We start from the raw sequence: 16,960 nt of genomic DNA on the forward strand, positions 1-16,960 counted from the left end.
GAAGCCCTGTGGAGGTTGGGTGCATGAGGGCTACGCCCCGACCCTCACCCCACCCCCTCTCCCGGTGGGAGAGGGGCTCTCGGTTATTTCTTCACACCAGGAAATCCCAGCTTCTCGCGTTGGGCGTAGTACGCCTGCGCCACGCCCTGGGCCAGCGCGCGCACGCGCAGGATGTAGCGCTGGCGTTCGGTCACGCTGATCGCGCGGCGTGCATCCAGCAGGTTGAAGGCGTGGCTGGCCTTGGTGACCTGCTCGTACGCCGGCAGCGGCAGGCCGACCTCGACCAGATGCCTGGCTTCGGCTTCGCAGGCGTCGAAGCGATGGAACAGCTCGGCCACATTGGCGTGCTCGAAGTTGTAGGTGCTCTGCTCCACCTCGTTCTGGTGGTACACATCGCCGTACGTCACCGCGGCGCCGTCCGGGCCGTAGGTCCACACCAGCTCGTAGACGTTGTCGCAGCTCTGCAGATACATGCACAGCCGTTCCAGGCCGTAGGTGATCTCGCCCAGCACCGGCTTGCATTCGAGCCCGCCGGCCTGCTGGAAGTAGGTGAATTGGGTCACTTCCATGCCGTTGAGCCAGACTTCCCAGCCCAGGCCCCAGGCGCCGAGCGTGGGCGATTCCCAGTTGTCTTCGACAAAGCGCAGGTCGTGCACCATCGGGTCGATGCCCAGCGCCTGCAACGAGCCCAGGTACAGGTCCTGGATGTTGTCCGGGTTGGGCTTCATCGCCACCTGGTACTGGTAATAACGCTGCAGGCGATTGGGATTTTCGCCATAGCGGCCATCGGTGGGACGGCGCGAAGGCTGCACGTACGCCGCATTCCACGGCTCGGGCCCCAGCGCGCGCAGGAACGTGGCCGGATGGAACGTGCCCGCGCCCACTTCCAGGTCCAGCGGCTGGATCAGCACGCAGCCTTGCTCGGCCCAGTACTGGTTGAGGGTCTGGATCAGGCCCTGGAAAGTGATTGGAACGCGCCGGGAATCGGACATGCAGCAAAGGCCGTGCGGAAGGGGTGCGCTAGTATACCGGCCGACCCGCGGCGCTTTGCCGCGCAGCACCGCTGCTGGGGAAAACACGCATGGAACAGCGGCGCACCGCCGATCCGGATCACGCCGTGGCACTGCTGCCGCGCGGCCGGCTGATGTTCGACCCGGTGGCCGCGGCCCTGCTGGCCGACGGCATGGTGGTACCGCACGAACACGAGCGCGTGCAGTTCTCCGCCAGCGGCGCGCGCACCGCCAGCGATGTGCATCCGCTGGTGCTGCTGGCCAATCTGAAATTGCACGCCGCGCAGCCGCCGGCCGGCGAGCTGGGCCTGGAACGGCTCACCGAATGGCTGGCCACCCGCACCGGCCTGCGCTATCTGCGCATCGACCCCACCCGTATCGATGTGGCCGCGGTCACCGGCGTGGTCTCGCATGCGTATGCGCGCAGGCACCGCATCCTGCCGCTGGCGCTGGATGCCGAGCGCGTGCTGATCGCCACCAGCGAGCCGCTGGCGCTGGAGTGGCTGGCCGACGTGCAACACCTGAGCCGGCGCCGCATCGAGCTGGCGCTGATCAACCCGCTGGATCTGCATCGCTACACGATGGAGTTCTTCGGTGTCACCCAGTCGGTACGCGGCGCGCGCAGCGATGCGCGCAGCACCGAACCCAACGCCGGCCTGCCCAGCTTCGAGCAACTGGTGGAACTGGGCCGCGCCGGCGACGTCAATGCCGACGACCACCACATCGTGCACATTGTCGACTGGCTGCTGCAGTACGCCTACGAGCAGCGCGCCAGCGACATCCATCTGGAACCGCGGCGTGAGGCCGGGCGCATGCGTTTCCGCATCGATGGCGTGCTGCACAAGGTGCTGGAAGTGCCGCCGTCGGTGATGACCGCCGTGGTCAGCCGCATCAAGGTGCTCGGGCGCATTGATCTGGCCGAACGCCGTCGCCCGCAGGATGGCCGCATCAAGACCCGCTCGCCGGGCGGGCGCGAGGTGGAAATGCGCCTGTCCACCATGCCCACCGCGTTCGGCGAGAAATGCGTGATGCGCATCTTCGACCCGGATTCGGCGTTCAAGAGCATCGAGCAGCTCGGCTTCAGTCCGGAAGAGGCCGCCGGCTGGAGCGCGCTGGTCGAGCGCCCGCACGGCATCGTGCTGGTCACCGGCCCCACCGGCTCGGGCAAGACCACCACGCTGTATTCCACGCTCAAGCGCCTGGCCACGCCGGATGTGAACGTGTGCAGCGTGGAAGACCCGATCGAGATGATCGCGCCGGAATTCAACCAGATGCAGGTGCAGCAGAACATCGACCTGGATTTCGCCAGCGGCGTGCGCACGCTGCTGCGCCAGGACCCGGACATCATCATGATCGGCGAAATCCGCGACCTGGAAACCGCGCAGATGGCGGTGCAGGCCTCGCTCACCGGGCATCTGGTGCTGTCCACGCTGCACACCAACGATGCCGCTTCGGCCATCACCCGTCTGCTCGACCTGGGCGTGCCGCATTACCTGGTGGCCTCCACCCTCAACGGCGTGCTGGCGCAGCGACTGGTGCGCACGTTATGCGTGCACTGCAAGCGCCCGCATACGCTCAGCGACGCCGACTGGGCGGCCATCCGCGAGCCCGGCGAAGCGCTGCCGGAACCGCTCAACGTGCACGCACCGGTCGGTTGCCTGGAATGCCGCCGCACCGGTTACCTGGGCCGGGTAGGCCTGTACGAACTGCTGCCGGTCAGCCCGCGCCTGCGTACCCTGATCCGCCCCGACACGGAACTTGCCAGCTTCAGCCAGGCTGCCCGCGGCGAAGGCCTGCGCACGCTGCGCCGTACCGGCCTGGAGAAGGTCGCCGCCGGGCTGACCACCATCGAAGAAGTGCTGTCGGTGTTGCCGCCGCGGGAGTGAGCGGATCCTCCGTCCTGGTGAGCACGCCGCTTTGGCGTGGTTGGCGGCCGGCACGCGCGTGCATGATCGGGGGGATTCTCGAGGCCGCAAGGCATCGAGGGTCGGGGGATTGAGTAGAAAATTTTTTGCACACAGTGGGACCGATCCCTGCCGATCGCTCGTTTTCGCTCAGGCACGTTGTCGGTGGGCACGCACGCAGAAACACGCCCGGTTTCCACGCCGTTTGCGTACGCCACGCGCTCGATGTTGCCGCACCAGCGCAACTCGGCGCTCGTGCCGTCATGGTGGAGACGCCATCTGGCCCGCAGCTCGAACTTTCCAACTGTCGCACTTGTCCACGTTCCGGAAGATGGATTGGCCCTCATGCGCGCGCTCCCAGACGCTCGACCCCGGCGGGTTTGCGCACCTTGGCGGTCATCTCGTGCATGGCCTTTTGGTGCCCTGCGATCTCCTGCGTCAGTCTTGCCTGCCTGACCGGATCGGGCTGAGGTTTTTGCAGCTCCCTGTCGAGGCGTGTCTGCGCCAACTGCATGCGCTTGTACGGCAGGTGCGTTTGCGCCTTGGCGTTGAAGCTCTCGGCCGTGTGGAACTGCACTTCGAACGTGTAGCCCTCGGCATCGGTGAAGCTGGCATTGATGCCCCGGTAGGTGCCGTCTCCCGAGGTGAAGTAATTTTTCAGCTTCACGCACGTGATTCCTTGCCGACGCAGTGCGTCCTGTGCCGCCAGCACCTTGATCACGAAACCCTCGGACGGCAGCTCAAGCGCATAGCGCAGCGCATCGCCCACGCTCAGCGCGGCCTGTTCGGCAGTCATGCCGGCGCGTAGATGGCGCCGGATCTTGTCCTTGATCGAGGCGACCGATTTCTGGAACGGGGCCTGTTGCACCTGCTCGATCCGACCCTGCCTGGCGTCGTAGCGCACGTTGCCCCAGAGCCGCGCGCCCAAGCCTTCGGCCAGCGTGCCGAGCACCGGGGTCAGCGCCGCCTGCTTGCTTGCGGCGGTGTCGAACACACCGGATGCCGACGATGGGTCTGCAGTGCCGGCAGTCTGCTCGGCGCCGGGCGTGGGCGTGGCGCTTGGCAACGCCGGCATGGTCTCTTCCTGCCAGTTGTCGATCTCCTCGCATCCTGGCGGCGAGGCCACGCGCTTGAAGGCCTCCAGTGCAGGCGCCTGCAGGGTGCGCTGCTCGGCCCGCGACGCACCGCCAACCGCCAGGGCATGGGCGCGCTTGTACAGGTCGTGGAAGCGCTCCTTGAGCGCGAAGGTCTCCGGCGTGTGGAACTGGATCTCCCACAGCGCGCCCTCAGGGCTGCGAAGCGTGACATTGATGGCCTTGAAGACTGGCGGGTAATCGGTGAATTGATTGGTCAGCTTGACCCGTGCATGGCCCTGGTCGTCCAGTGCAGCCAGCGTGGCGCGCAGACCGGCGGTGAAGTCCTGCGGTTCCAGCACCACGCTGTAGCGCAGCGCATCGTTGACGCCCGCCGCCGCTTCTTCCAGCGTCTGCTTTTTCAGTGCCACCCGCTGCTTGAGCTTTTCCTGCAACGAGCCGTAGGACTTCAGTTGATGCTGCGTGCCGGCCAGTTGCCCACCATGGCGCGCGGCGATGTTCTGCAGCATGTCGGTGACCTGCGGCTCCATCTGGCGAGCGCGCCTGAGCAAGGCCTGTGCCTTGAGCGCGATGTCCTGCGGCTGCACGTCGCGCAGACGCTCGGCCGGCGGCTGCGACCGGGCGATCCAGCCGGCCTGCTGCAGCGCCTCGAGCGCGTCTTCCATGACGCCGGCGGCCATCGACGGCATGCGCTGCAGCAGCAGCTTGGTCTGTTCGGGATCGAAGCGCCCGTCCTGCATGGCCCGGGCGGTTGCCCTGCTGTAGGGCACGTTGCGGACCCGTTCGGCGAAGTTCCGCTCGGACCGTTCGCAGGCCTCCACGATCTTGGCGAACAGTGCCGTGCCGGTGTCGGACTTCAGCGCATCGGTGCCGACCTTGATCGCGATGGTGAACAGGTTGCGCATGGTCAGTTCCGGCTCGCCGGGGACGAGCCCGGGTTGCCCGTCCGGGAACTGCGCATGCGACAGCCGGCACACCGGGTAGTTGTCCAGGATGGCGTGGATGCGCGCCTCCACGCCAGCGGCGGACTCGTAGGCCTTGGCCAAACCGGGAAACGCCTCAGCCAGGGCCTCGGGCAACGCCGGCGCGGCGCTGTCGGCGGCCGGGTCCGTCTCAAGCGCAAGCAGCTGCGCGTGCAGCAACGCGGCAGCTTCACGCGCCTCGGGCAGGTGGGCGCGTTCGATCGCCTCGCGCGCCTGCACGCGCAGCGTGGCCAACACCACCGGATCGCGGACCGGCTCTTCGAGCAGCTCGCGCAAACCGTTGCGCAAGCCGCGCTCGATGCCATCGTAGGTGCCGAACATCATGTCGCGCGCCATCGCTTCGCGCAGTTCGTTCGGCTGCCCCATGAAGCGCGCCGCCAGCGTGGCGGCCGCCGAGGTGATGCGCTGACCGCGCTTGAGGGCCATGATTTCCGACAGCCGCCCTGGCTGGTAGTGGCCGCTGACCGGGTCGATGGCCGGCGTGGCCGTCTTCGGCGGCTTGAAGGACTTTTGCCGACCGAGCCTGGCCTTGCGATCCATCACCCGCGAAATCAGCGCAGCCAGCTTGGGATAGCCTGCGTAGATGAAGGCGTCGTCGCCGTCGGTGTCCATGTCGCGTTTGCGCAACTCCTCGATCGGCAATGCGCCCAGGCGCCCAGGCTCCACGATGTCCTTGAGCCGCAGGCTGCCGGTGCTGAGGATGTCGCGCGGCAAGGCACCGCGGTCACGGCCGTTTGTCCAGCACGAAAGCGTCTTCAGATCTTCCTTGGAGCAGGCCAGGTCGGTGTCGCTGAACTCAGCCGGCCACTGCTGATCGGGCACCACCACCAGCATGCCCTTGCTGTGCAGCATCTGCGGATCGACGCCGGAGCGATCATCGAAACCGGTGTAGCTGTACTGGATGCCGAAGCACTGGGAGAGGAACGCGGCGGTGGCGTCGCCCTGGGCCACGGTGGCGATGCGCTGTTCCGGCACCGGCAGCAGATTCTCTTTGTCGTAGGGCGGCTTGCCGAGCAGCAACGGGCCGCCCGCGACGTCGAAGGCCTGGCTGCGCTGCTGCGGCAGATGCACCCTGTCGTCGGCCGACGGCACCGCCCGCACGCGCTGGCCCTGGTAGCCACCGCCGATGAGCGGCCTGTACACCCACAGCGGATCATCGCCTGTCGGCTCCAGTGTCCGCAGCCGGTCCTGCATCGCCGCGTGCGCCTCTTCCAGCGCCTCGGCATCGCGCGGGTAATGCTGCAGCGCCTGCGCCGGCATCATCGAAGGCCCCTTGTCCTTGGCCACCAGCTCGCGCTGCTCATCGGTGGCCTGGTTTGCCTGCACCGCGTGCCAGGCCTCGTAATGCTTGCGGAAGGCCGGAATGGCCAAGGCCACCTCCAGCTTCAGGAAGCCGCAGCCATCGTTGGGGCACAACGCCAGGGCAGTGCCATCCACGGCCAACGGCTTGAACGGATGCGCAGGGCCCTCGACGTCATCGAATACGCCCAGGCGCAGCGTGCCTTCCACGACATGGTCACTGGGCACCATCTCCAGCAGCGAGCGCTGCATGCGCGACCAGTCCTCGCGTTGCGGAGCGAGCTTGGCCGCCAGATGCATCAGGCTGCTGCCCGGGGCGGTGTCGGCATAGCGGAACGCCGGCAACAGAGACGCCGACTCCTTGCGTTGGGACAGCACCAGGCTGTGGCTGCCGGATTTGCCGCGCGCCGCGCGGCTACCGCCGAACAGGTCGAAGCGCCAGGGCTCGCCGTTGTAGTTGAACGTCCGCGCCAGCATGAAGGTCGATAGCTCGCCAGGCAGTTGCACTTCCACCAGCGGCAGCCCGGTCAGGCGTGCAAACAGCGAATACGGCTTGTCCGATTCGGCACGGTTGGTCGACAGCTCCTTGCCCACCAGATCGACCACCACATGGGTCGTGCTGCCGCGGCCGGGCGCCGGCGCCACCGGCCGGCCGGGAACCGTGGACATGCTCAGGCGCCCACTGTCCAGGTCGAAGCGGGTGGGTGGATGGGCCTGGGTAATGGCCGGCGCGTCCTTGGCCATGCGCAGGTCCAGGGCGTCGAACATCCGGTCGCCGGCCTCGATCTGCGCGATCAGGTTCCAGCTCATCTCGCCCAGGTCCGCCTCGATCGCCTCGCGCGTGCGCGCCAGCGTCAGGTCCACCCACTTCGACAGTTCATCGCGGCGCTGGCGCAGTTGCTTGCGCGGGCCGTCCAGATGGCGCGCTTTCCACTGCCGGCTCACCACCGCGTAGGCCTTGAGCACCTGGTAGAAGGTCAGCGCCGGGCAGCGCGTGGCATGCTGTTCGATGTCGGCCGACGCGCGCGCGCCGTCGCCGCCCAGGTACAGGTCGATCTTGCGCGCGACGATGGGCTGCAACGTATCGAACACGGGCAATGCCTGGCCCCGATGGCGGGGGGCCAACTCCGGACTGCGGATCAGCGGCAACAGTCCCATGCAGAGGCTGCCGATCCCCTCAAGGCTGGTCTGGCGTAATCCGTCGTCCCCGATCAGGATCGACACCCGCTCCAGCGCTGGCTGTCCCAGCGGACGCATCTGGCGCTGCAGCCGCGCCGATGCAAGGGCCTTGAAGAGCACACCGATGTCGGCGGCCGACGCGGACGCAAACCGCTCGCGATGCACATCCAGGTGCCCGGCCATCGCCTGCAGCTTGGCGACACCCAGGGTCCGGACCTGCTCATCGTCCTCATCGTCCAGGTGCAGCAGGCGGGACATCGCGTTGGCCAACACCGCGATCCCCCGCATCTGGAACTGCCGCCAGGGCAGCTCGGCCGAGCCTGCACGCTCGGCGACCAGCACGAATGCCGACCGGCACACCGGCCTGGCGAGACATTTGCTCAGTGCGTTGAGCGCGACGGCCACGCCTTGCGGGTCCAGGGCCTTGCGCAAATCGGGATCGTCGGCCAGCGTCGCCGCCAGGACGTCGATGGCGGTCTCGCAGGCGGGCGTGCCGGGCCATTTGCTCAGGGCATTGAGCGCTTGGCTCACGTTGATAGGGTCGAAGGCGCGACGCAAGCCGGCATCGTTGGTCAGCCCCTCGGCCAGTGCGCTAGCGGCGGCAGCGCAGACCGGCGCGTCGGGCCATTTGCTCAGGGCGTTGAGTGCGTTGCCAACGCCTTGCGGGCACAGATCCTTGCGCAACCCGGGCTCGTTGGCCAGCCGTGCGGCCAGCGCGTCGACGGCAACCGCACAGACCGACATCTCGGGCCATTTGCTCATGGCGTTGAGCGCATTGGCCACGCCTAGCGCGTCGAGGGCATTGCGCAACTCGGGGTCGTCGACCAATCGCTCGGCCAGCCCGTTGACCACCTCGCCACAGACCGGCGCGTCCGGCCATTTGCTCAGGGCGTTGAGCACTTGGGGCAGGTTGGAAGCGTCCAGCGCCTTGCGCAGGCCGGGATCGTCGCTCAGCTGCTCGGCCAGCGCGCTGGCAGCGGCCGCACAGACCGGCGTGTTGGGCCATTTGCTCAGCGCGTTGAGCTTAGTGGCCACGCCATGCGCGCTCAGGGCATTGCGTAACTCGGGTTCATCGGCCAGCCGCTCGGCCAGCGCACCGGCGGCGGCCGCACAGACCGGCACGGTGGGCCACTTGCTCAGGGCGTTGAGCACGGTGGCCACGCCATGCGCGGTCAGGGCGTGGCGTAGCTCGGGTTCGTCGGCCAAGCGCTCAGCCAGCGCGCCGGCGGCGGCCGCACAGGCCGCGTTGTCGGGCCATTTGCTCAGGGCGTTGAGCACGGTGGCCACCTGCTGCACGTCGAAGGCCGCGCGCAACCTGGGATCGTCGGCCACCCGTGCGGCCAGCGCGCTGGCGGCGGCCGCACAGGCCGGCGCGTCGGGCCATTTGCTCAGGGCGTTAAGCGCGTTGGTCATTTCTCGCGACTTGAGCACGTCGCGCAAAGCGGGCTCGCGTATCAGCCGTTCGGCCAGCGCGTTGGCGGCGGCCGCACAGGCCTGGTTGTCGGGCCATTTGCACAGGGCGTTGAGCGCGGTGGACACTTGCTGCGCGTCGAAGGCCTTGCGCAACCTGGGATCGGCGGCCACCCGTGCGGCCAGTGCGCTGGCAGCGGCCGCACAGACCGGCGTGCCGGGCCATTTGCTCAGGGCATTGAGCGCATTGGCCACGTCCAATGGATTGAGATCCTTGCGTAACCCGGGATCGGCGGCCAGCCGCTCGGCCAGCGCACCGGCGGCGGCGGCACAGACCGGGGTGTCAGGCCATTTGCTCAAGGCATTCAACGCGTTGGCCACGTCCAGTGCATTGAAGGCCTTGCGTAACTGGCGATCGCCGACCAGGCGCCCTGCCAACATGCGGGCAGCTTCCGCGCAGACCGCGGTGCCCGGCCATTTACTCAAGGCGTTCAAGACGTTGGTCACGTCGACCGGGCCAAGTTCCTTGCGCAGGTCGGGCTCGTCGACCAGCCGCTCGGCCAGCGCGTTGACGGCCTCAGCACAAACCGCCGTGTCCGGCCATTTGCTCAACGCGTTGAGCGCGATGACCACACCTTGCCGGTCCAGGTCCTTGGGCAACTGGGGCTCGTCGGCCAGCCGCCCGGCCAGCGCGCTGGCGGCAACCGCACAGACCTGCTTGTCAGGCCATTTGCTCAAGGCCTTGAGCGTGGTGACAACCTGGTGTGCGTCGAGCACCTTGCGCAACTGGGGCTCGTCGACCACCCGCTCGGCGAGCGCGCTGGCGGCCTCTCCGCAGATCGGCGTGTCGGGCCATTTGCTCAGCGCATGGAGCGCGATGACCACTTCCTGCGGCTTGAGGGCCTTGCGCAACCTCCTCTCGTGGGCCAGCCGCGCGGCCAGCGCACTGGCGGCCTGCCCGCAGATCGGTGTATCGGGCCATTTGCTCAGCGCGTCCAGCGCTTGGGTCACGTTGATCGGGTCCAGGGCCTTGCACAGCTCGGGATCGTGGGCCAGCCGCCCGGCCAGCGCGCTGGCGGCCTGCGCACAGCTCGGTATATCCGGCCATTTGCCCAGCGCGTTGAGCGCGTTGGCCACACCTTGCGGGTCCAGACCATCGCGCAATTGGAGATCGTCGACCACGCGTTCGGCCAGCGCACTGGCGGCGGCGGCACAGACCGGGGTGTCGGGCCATTTGCTCAGCGCGTTGAGCACGTTGGACACGCCCTGCGGGTCCAGGTTCTTGCGCAGCTCGGGGTCGTCGGCGACCCGCTCGGCCAGCGCACTGACGGCAGCCGCACAGACCTGGCTGTCGGGCCATTTACTCAGGGCGTTGAGCGCATTGGACAGGCCTCGCGCATTCAGGGCCCGGCATAGCTTGGGGTCGTCGGCCAACCGCTCGGCCAGTGCGATGGCGGCGGCCGCACACACCGGTATATCGGCCCATTTGCTCAGCGCGTTGAGCGCCTGACTCACGTTGATCGGGTCCAGGGCCTTGCGCAAGCCGGGATCGTCCACCAACCGTTCGGCCAGCGCACTGGCGGCAGCTGCACAGACCGGGGTGTCGGCCCATTTGCTCAGGGCGTTGAGCGCGTTTCCCAGTTCTTGCGGTTTCAGTTCCTTGCGCAATCTGGACTCGTCGGCCAACCGCTCGGCGAGCGCGCTGACGGCATTCTCGCAGTCCGGCGTGTCGGGCCATTTGCACAGGCCGTTGAGCGCGGTCGCCACGCTCTGGGCATCCATGGCGCAACGCAGGCGCTTGTCGCTGGCGACAAGCGCGGCAAACCGGTGCGCCGTCGCCTGGCAGTCCGGGTTATCGGACCACTTGCTGAAGGCATTGAGTGCCAGGCTGATGTTCTGCGCACTCAGCCCCTGTCGTGCGTGGTCGTCACGCCGCAGATGACGTGCCAGACGCGCCACCGCGCGTTCACACCGGCCGCTGTCGAGATTCTTCGAGAAGGCATTCAGAAGCAGAACTGACGGGTAGGCCCCCAGCCCCACGAGATCATCGGCCTGATCGAGCTGCCCGGCGATCCACGCGATTGCCTCCATGCATGCGGGCTGGTTCGTGTGCTTGCTCAGCTTATTGCCCACATGCGCCAGCTGCGCCAGCGATGCGCCTTCGAACCATCCGGTCCCAAACAGGTATTGCGCCGCGAGCTCGGTGCAACGATCCAGATCGTGGGGCGTCACGCCTGCCCTGGCGCGCCGTGCATTGGCAACCAGCTGAAGATATTTGTCCAGCCGCTGCGCGTTGACTTGCGCGTTGACACTCTCTTCCAGGAAGGGCAGCGCCATCCCGCCACGCATGCGATGCGCCAGCTCGTTGTCATATGCCATCGACACGCACAGGCCCGCATTGTGGTTGCGAGCGATTCCGTGGGGCTCGCTCAACTGTCGCTGCTGTTGCTGTCGCTGCGCATGTAGCCGTTTTTTTGCCGCCCAGTCCAGCTGATGTTCGGCCCTACGCAGGTCCTCGGTCGTCAGCCCCATGCCATGGAATGGCCGCTTTGACTGCCGAGATGGCGCCTGCTCTTCACGCGGTCGCTTTCTGGCGGACCATTCGGAGGGTTGTTCGCGCGGTCGAAGAGATGCTTTTGCCTCCACACCATGCTGCGACGATCGTTGTGGCCGATAATGCGCTGACGACGCGCCGACGTCAGCGGTCACCCTGTCCGGATACCGCTCGGTTTTGATGCGCTCGATTTTGACGACAGCCGGCTGCCACGGCCGAACGCGCCTGTCCCATGCGACTTCGCTGGCATCGATTTCCTCTTTTTTTACGGCGCTTGTCGTAAAGGGCCGCCTGTCGCGCGTCGAGGCCCCTGGGTCATCCGACTCCATCCTCTGCCGTTTTCTAGGCGGCCGTCCAAGCGGTTGATGCGCGCCGCTGCTGCTGGCTGCTGACTGATCCTCCGTTAGCCCGGACTTTTCGGCATGAGCGTAGGGCGAGTTTGTGCGGAACGCAGTTGGATTGGTGGCATGGGTTTTCATGCCCGGAAATTTAGTCAATCTGCCCGCGAGCGACTTCTTCAATACGAAGCGCCGACGACGTGTGCGACGCCCGCTGCGCGTTGGGCCAATGGCCCTACTACATTGCATGGATCGAACGCGTGGGATGCAGCACGCCGGCACGGCGACGTGCTCCGCTGGCGTCAAGCGCAGTGTTCTGAAGGTTATGCACGATCCGATGTTTTTCCACACCAATCCCGCCGAACCTTGCGTCGACCTGACCACGGCGACGGCGCAGAGGCACTGTCATTCCAGCCGTGCGCTTGTCTGCCGATATCCAGGACATGCACCCGTCGGCGACCACCGCTACCATCATCGGCATCCCGCCGCGAGGGAATCAGGACATGTCATTCGGCAATGACCCGCAGCGCGCGTCTTGGAGTGCCGCTTGAAAAAAACGCGTCGCTGCCGCCTACAATCGGGGGCATCTGTTGTGTCCGGATCTTTGCGCATGTCCGTTTTGCCGTTCCTGATCATCGAAACCGGGCAGCCCGTGCCGGAGATGAAGCGATACGGCCGTTTTCCGCACTGGATCCGCGTGGCGGCCGGGCTGGCCGAGCAGGAAACGGTGGCCATCGACGTTGCCAATGGGGACGCGCTGCTCGACCCGGCCGACTTTGCCGGCATCATCGTCAGCGGTTCGGCCGCCTTCGTGACCGACCGCGCCGACTGGAGCGAACGCAGTGCCGAATGGCTGCGCCATGCCGCCCATCAGGGCATGCCGCTACTGGGCATCTGCTACGGGCACCAGTTGCTGGCGCACGCGCTGGGCGGCGAGGTCGACTACAACCCGGCCGGGCGCGAATCCGGCACCATCGCGCTGGAGCTGCACCCGCCGGCCGAGCAGGATCCTTTATTCGCAGGGCTTCCGCCGCAGTTCCCGGCCCATGCCACCCATCTGCAGACGGTCGTGCGTGCCCCGGACGGCGCCATCGTGCTGGCGCACTCCCGGCAGGACCGCTGCCATGCCTTCCGCTGGGGCCGGGCCACCTGGGGCGTCCAGTTCCACCCCGAATTCGCCACCCACCACATGCGCGGCTATGTGCAGGCGCGTGCCGACTGCATTGCCCGCCACGGACGTTGCGCCCGCACGGTCGCCCGCGAGGTCACCGCCGCCCCCATCGCCCGCAAGCTGTTGCGCCGCTTCGTGCATCACGCACGCCGGTTGCAAACCGTGAGCGCTCGTCCCGCCGCGCACACGTAAAAGCAGCGATAATCGCGTGACGCCGGATGGTCCGGCGCGCGTATCGATCCGGAATGGGAATGAGCGAAATTCGTAAGGTGCCGGCATCTGCCGGCGCAGAGTGGCTGTTGACCGGTTTCTCGCTGTTGAAGCGGGCGCCGCTGGCGCTTGGCTCGATGGGGGTGATCTGGAGCGTGGCCGCCTCGCTGGTGGTATCGCTGTCGGTCCTGGTGCCGCTGTTGGGCCCGGCTCTGCAGTTCCTGCTGGTGCTGGCCGGCCCGTTGTTCATGGGCGGCCTGCTGTGGGCCATCCGCGAAGTGGACGAAGGCCGCATCGCCAAACCGTCGCATCTGCTGCATGGCCTGCAGGACGGCCGCGCGCCGCACCTGCTGGTGTCGCTGCTGCCGCAGCTGATCGCCGGCCTGCTGCTGGGCGTGCTGCTGCTGGCGATGATCGGCGCCAGCGGGCTGCAGCAGCTCTCCGAGGTAATGGTGAAGATCAACCAAATCAGCCAGTCCGGCGCGCAGCCGGACCCGGTGCAGATCGAGCAGCTAGCCGCCAGCCTGCCGGCCGGGCGCATCCTGCTGTGGCTGCTGCTGACCATCGCCACCTTCGCGGCGATGACGCTGGCGCTGTTCGTGATGCCGCCGCAGGTCATGTTCGACCGCAGCACCGGCGGCCACGCGCTGCGCGCGAGCCTGCGCGCCAGCCTGCACAACCTGCCGGCGATGCTGGTGTTCTTCGTCCTGGCCTTCATCGCCATTTTCGCGATCTATTTCGCGGTCATGATCGTGGCGCTGATCGTCGGCCTGATTGCCGGCCAGACCGTGGCGATGTGGCTGGCCCAACTGCTGTTGATGGCGGTGCTGATGCCGGTGTTCGCCGGTTCGGTCTACGCCGCGTGGAAGCAGATGTTCACCCACGCCGGCGCCGCCGCCCAACCAGCCCCGCCATCGCGACCGGATGTATTTGTTGCTTGAATTCGCTTAGCCGTAGGAGCGCACATGGGCGCGACCGGGGCTTCTCGACATAGGCTTCGTCGCGCCCGGGCGCGCTCCTAACGTGGACCATGGCGTCCGGGGCGATGCCGCGCAGCGACGCATGTGCCCGAAGACGACCGCACCGCGCACCTGCATGGCGGCGCGCTTGGGTGCAGCGACGGCACTAAGCGTTCTTCGGCGCTACCGCACGCGAGGCCATGATGCCCAGCTCGTAGAGCAGGCACATCGGGATGGCCAGCATCAGCTGCGATACGACGTCTGGCGGGGTGAGCACGGCGGCCAGGATGAAGATGCCCACGATGGCGTAGCCGCGGCCTTCGCTGAGCTGCTTGGGGCTGACCCAGCCCAGCAGCACCAGGATCACCAAGGCCACCGGCAGTTCGAAACTCGCGCCGAAGGCGAAGAAAATGGCCAGCACGAAATCCAGGTACGAATTGGCATCCGGGGTAATGGCGATCACGTCTGGCTTGAACGTGGTCAGGAAGTGGAACACCGCCGGCAACACCAGGAAATAGGCGAACGCGCAGCCGATATAGAACAGCGCCACCGCCGACGCCAGCAGCGGAAATGCCAGCTTCTTTTCGCGCTGGTACAACCCCGGCGCCACGAACGCCCAGGCCTGATACAGCAGCCACGGCACGCTGAAGAACACCGCCACGAAGAAGGTCAGCTTGAGCGGGGCGAAGAACGCGCCGGCCGGATTCATCGCGATCATCGTCTGCCCCAGCGGCAGTTGCGAGATCAGCGGTGCGGCCAGCCACGAATAGATCGCCCGCGAAAACGGCAGCAGCGCCAGCAACACCACGCCCAGACCGATCAGCGCGCGGACCAGGCGGGCGCGTAATTCGACCAGATGCTCGATCAGACTGCTTTCGGCCTGTGCGTCGTCGAACAGGCTCACGGCTGTTTCTCCTGGAGTTTGGCTGGCGCGCCCGGCGTCCACGCGGCCGGTGTGCCCGCATCGACTGGCGCAACGGCGACCGGCTCGGGCGTGCTGGCAAGATGCGCGGCATGCGGCGCGGGCACTATCGTGTCGTGCGGAGCCGGAACCAGGGTTTGATGCGGCGCTGGCGCAATGGGTTGAGCCTGCGCAATCACCGGCGCGGTATGTGCAGCTCCAGCCGCATCGGTTACGCCGGCTGTTGCATCCACATCGGGGCTGGCAGACAAATCCGCATGGGCCAGTTCCAGCGGCGTTGCCACCGGCGTGGCGCTGGCGCGGATGTCGATATCGCGACTGACGTCGTCATGCAGCGTGCGGGCGCCCTGCTCGACCTGCTGCTGCGTGTTGCGCAGCTGGTCTTCGGCCTCGCGCAGCGAGGCCTGCACGTCCTGCAGGCTGCGCTTGAGCTCTTCGGCCTCGAGTTCGCGTTCGAGTTCCTGCTTGACAGAATCCCACTGCATTCGGGCGCGGCGCACCCACAATCCGGCAAATCGGGCCGCCTTGGGCAAACGCTCGGGGCCGAGCACCACCAGGGCGACGACCGCGATGAGCGTCAGTTCGCCAACACCTATGTCAAACACCGACGCCGCTCCGGATCAGCGCGCGTCGCGGTCGCGTTCGGCCTGCGCCTCACGCGCCTGCTCGGCAGTGCGGGAGTCGTCGCCGAGCTTGCCGGCCGGCTTGTCGTCGTCGTGCATGCCTTTCTTGAATTCCTTGACCGCGCTGCCGAGATCCTTGGCACCGCTGGTGAGCCGCTTGGTACCGAACACCAGCAACACGATCACCAGCACGATCAGCCAGTGCCAAATGCTGAAACCGCCCATGATCTGCTCGCTTGCTTGAAAGATGGAACGCGCAGGATACCCCAGCGCACCGCGCAGGGGGATGACAGTGCGTTAGCGGTTGCCGTCCAGTGATTCGGTGCGGATTTCGCCCTCCGATACCGGCTGAAAACCCTGCTGGGCGGGCGGCGTGGTGCTGGGCTGCATCGGCACGGTACTGGCTTCGCTGCCCGGCGGCGGCACATTGGCCGGTTGCTGTGCCTGCACCGGCGGCGGGGTCTGCGGACGCGGTGCCGGCGGCGCGCCATCGGCGGCAGCATCGGTGCTGCGATTGGCGCGCGCGGTGTAGGTCGCCTCTTCCAGCCGGTCGCGGAAAGCGATCACATCGGTGGATGGGCGTTCGTTGGTGCGGCCTTCGAAAATCATGCGCGGAGTCGCGCCGCTGCCGTAGGCATTGAGGTCGGCGGCATCGTCGATCTGCAGCACCGCACCGTCCAGCGCCACGCCGGCGAACAGGCCGCGGGCACGCGACCACGACCAGATTTCGGCCTTGAGCTGGCCGTCGGTCGCCGCGGCGGCGTTGCGCCCGACCGGACCTGCGGCCACGCCGGCGTCGGCGCCAAGGGTGAACTTGCCGTTGACGATGTTGTCCAGGCTGCGGTCGTTGCGGAACACCAGCACCACGTCGGAGGACTGCACGCCGGCCTGGAAGCCGATGCTGCCGCCGGTGAGCTTGACGAACACCGGTTGCGACCAGCTGCCGTCGGGATTCTTCATCGACATCAGGCCGTGGCCGCGGCGGCCGCCGATCACCAGACCGGCCTTGAGCGTGTCGGGAATGACCACGATGGCGCGCGCCTCGTCGAGCAGTTTGTCCGGAATGGCCTGCTCGGGGATCTTCATGATCTCGGTGAGCACCCGCACCGCATTTCGTGCGCGCTGGTCTTCTTCCGGGCCGGCGACGGCATGGCCGGCGACCAACGTCAGCGACAACAACAGGGCCAGGCGCGACAAACGAGGCATGACAAGCTCCAAGGAAGAATCCGTCAAAGATAGCAATGCCGCGACGTTAGTGCCGGCGCAATGAATCGGTGGTGAGCGCAACCGGCGTGGAAGAGACG

General features: G+C 67.0%; 9 protein-coding genes. 3 read left to right on the forward strand and 6 right to left on the reverse strand.

Going from position 1 to position 16,960, the window contains the following annotated elements:
* Positions 1-83: 83 nt before the first annotated feature.
* Positions 84-992 (reverse strand): glycine--tRNA ligase subunit alpha, encoded by a 909-nt coding sequence (gene glyQ, locus ACCQ16_RS20070; RefSeq protein WP_277573364.1) that lies wholly within the window; start codon positions 990-992, stop codon positions 84-86.
* 89 nt (positions 993-1,081) lie between these two features.
* On the opposite strand from glyQ, the gene ACCQ16_RS20075 reads away from it, so the two are divergent.
* Positions 1,082-2,896 (forward strand): GspE/PulE family protein, encoded by a 1,815-nt coding sequence (locus ACCQ16_RS20075; RefSeq protein ID WP_372380099.1) that lies wholly within the window; start codon positions 1,082-1,084, stop codon positions 2,894-2,896.
* Positions 2,897-3,257: 361 nt separating this feature from the next.
* On the opposite strand, the gene xopAD is transcribed toward ACCQ16_RS20075, so the two are convergent.
* Positions 3,258-11,912, reverse strand: coding sequence for a XopAD/skwp family type III secretion system effector (xopAD, locus tag ACCQ16_RS20080; protein ID WP_277573363.1), 8,655 nt, complete (start codon positions 11,910-11,912; stop codon positions 3,258-3,260).
* Positions 11,913-12,381: 469 nt separating this feature from the next.
* Here xopAD and ACCQ16_RS20085 point away from each other — a divergent pair, with 469 nt between their 5' ends.
* Positions 12,382-13,134: a glutamine amidotransferase gene (locus ACCQ16_RS20085; protein WP_277573362.1), complete on the forward strand. Its 753-nt coding sequence runs from the start codon at positions 12,382-12,384 to the stop codon at positions 13,132-13,134.
* Between the two features lie 59 nt (positions 13,135-13,193).
* Complete coding sequence (locus tag ACCQ16_RS20090) at positions 13,194-14,093, forward strand: BPSS1780 family membrane protein (protein ID WP_122272125.1); 900 nt, start codon at positions 13,194-13,196, stop codon at positions 14,091-14,093.
* A 184-nt stretch (positions 14,094-14,277) separates the two neighbouring features.
* Here ACCQ16_RS20090 and tatC read toward each other — a convergent pair whose 3' ends face one another.
* From tatC to ACCQ16_RS20110, 4 genes are all read right to left on the reverse strand, one after another.
* Positions 14,278-15,015 (reverse strand): twin-arginine translocase subunit TatC, encoded by a 738-nt coding sequence (tatC, locus tag ACCQ16_RS20095; protein ID WP_057680805.1) that lies wholly within the window; start codon positions 15,013-15,015, stop codon positions 14,278-14,280.
* Positions 15,012-15,638 carry a Sec-independent protein translocase protein TatB gene (tatB, locus tag ACCQ16_RS20100; RefSeq protein WP_122272124.1) on the reverse strand — a complete coding sequence of 209 codons (627 nt, stop codon included), beginning with the start codon at positions 15,636-15,638 and terminating at the stop codon, positions 15,012-15,014. The genes tatC and tatB overlap by 4 nt, the downstream gene beginning before the upstream one ends.
* 15 nt (positions 15,639-15,653) lie before the next feature.
* Positions 15,654-15,881, reverse strand: a complete 228-nt coding sequence (gene tatA / locus ACCQ16_RS20105) for a Sec-independent protein translocase subunit TatA (protein ID WP_003484969.1) — start codon at positions 15,879-15,881, stop codon at positions 15,654-15,656.
* Between the two features lie 72 nt (positions 15,882-15,953).
* The gene (locus ACCQ16_RS20110; RefSeq protein WP_011349078.1) at positions 15,954-16,862 is read right to left on the reverse strand and encodes a lipid-binding SYLF domain-containing protein; all 909 of its coding nucleotides are present in this window, start codon (positions 16,860-16,862) and stop codon (positions 15,954-15,956) included.
* Positions 16,863-16,960 lie beyond the last annotated feature (98 nt).

This window comes from Xanthomonas sp. NCPPB 1062 (genome assembly GCF_041481705.2).
Taxonomy (GTDB): Bacteria; Pseudomonadota; Gammaproteobacteria; order Xanthomonadales; family Xanthomonadaceae; genus Xanthomonas; species Xanthomonas euvesicatoria.

Coding starts and splice junctions, on each gene's coding strand:
- glyQ (WP_277573364.1), bottom strand. CDS start 992: ATGTCCGATTCCCGGCGCGTTCCAATCACTTTCCAGGGCCTGATCCAG.
- ACCQ16_RS20075 (WP_372380099.1), top strand. CDS start 1,082: ATGGAACAGCGGCGCACCGCCGATCCGGATCACGCCGTGGCACTGCTG.
- xopAD (WP_277573363.1), bottom strand. CDS start 11,912: ATGAAAACCCATGCCACCAATCCAACTGCGTTCCGCACAAACTCGCCC.
- ACCQ16_RS20085 (WP_277573362.1), top strand. CDS start 12,382: ATGTCCGTTTTGCCGTTCCTGATCATCGAAACCGGGCAGCCCGTGCCG.
- ACCQ16_RS20090 (WP_122272125.1), top strand. CDS start 13,194: ATGAGCGAAATTCGTAAGGTGCCGGCATCTGCCGGCGCAGAGTGGCTG.
- tatA (WP_003484969.1), bottom strand. CDS start 15,881: ATGGGCGGTTTCAGCATTTGGCACTGGCTGATCGTGCTGGTGATCGTG.
- ACCQ16_RS20110 (WP_011349078.1), bottom strand. CDS start 16,862: ATGCCTCGTTTGTCGCGCCTGGCCCTGTTGTTGTCGCTGACGTTGGTC.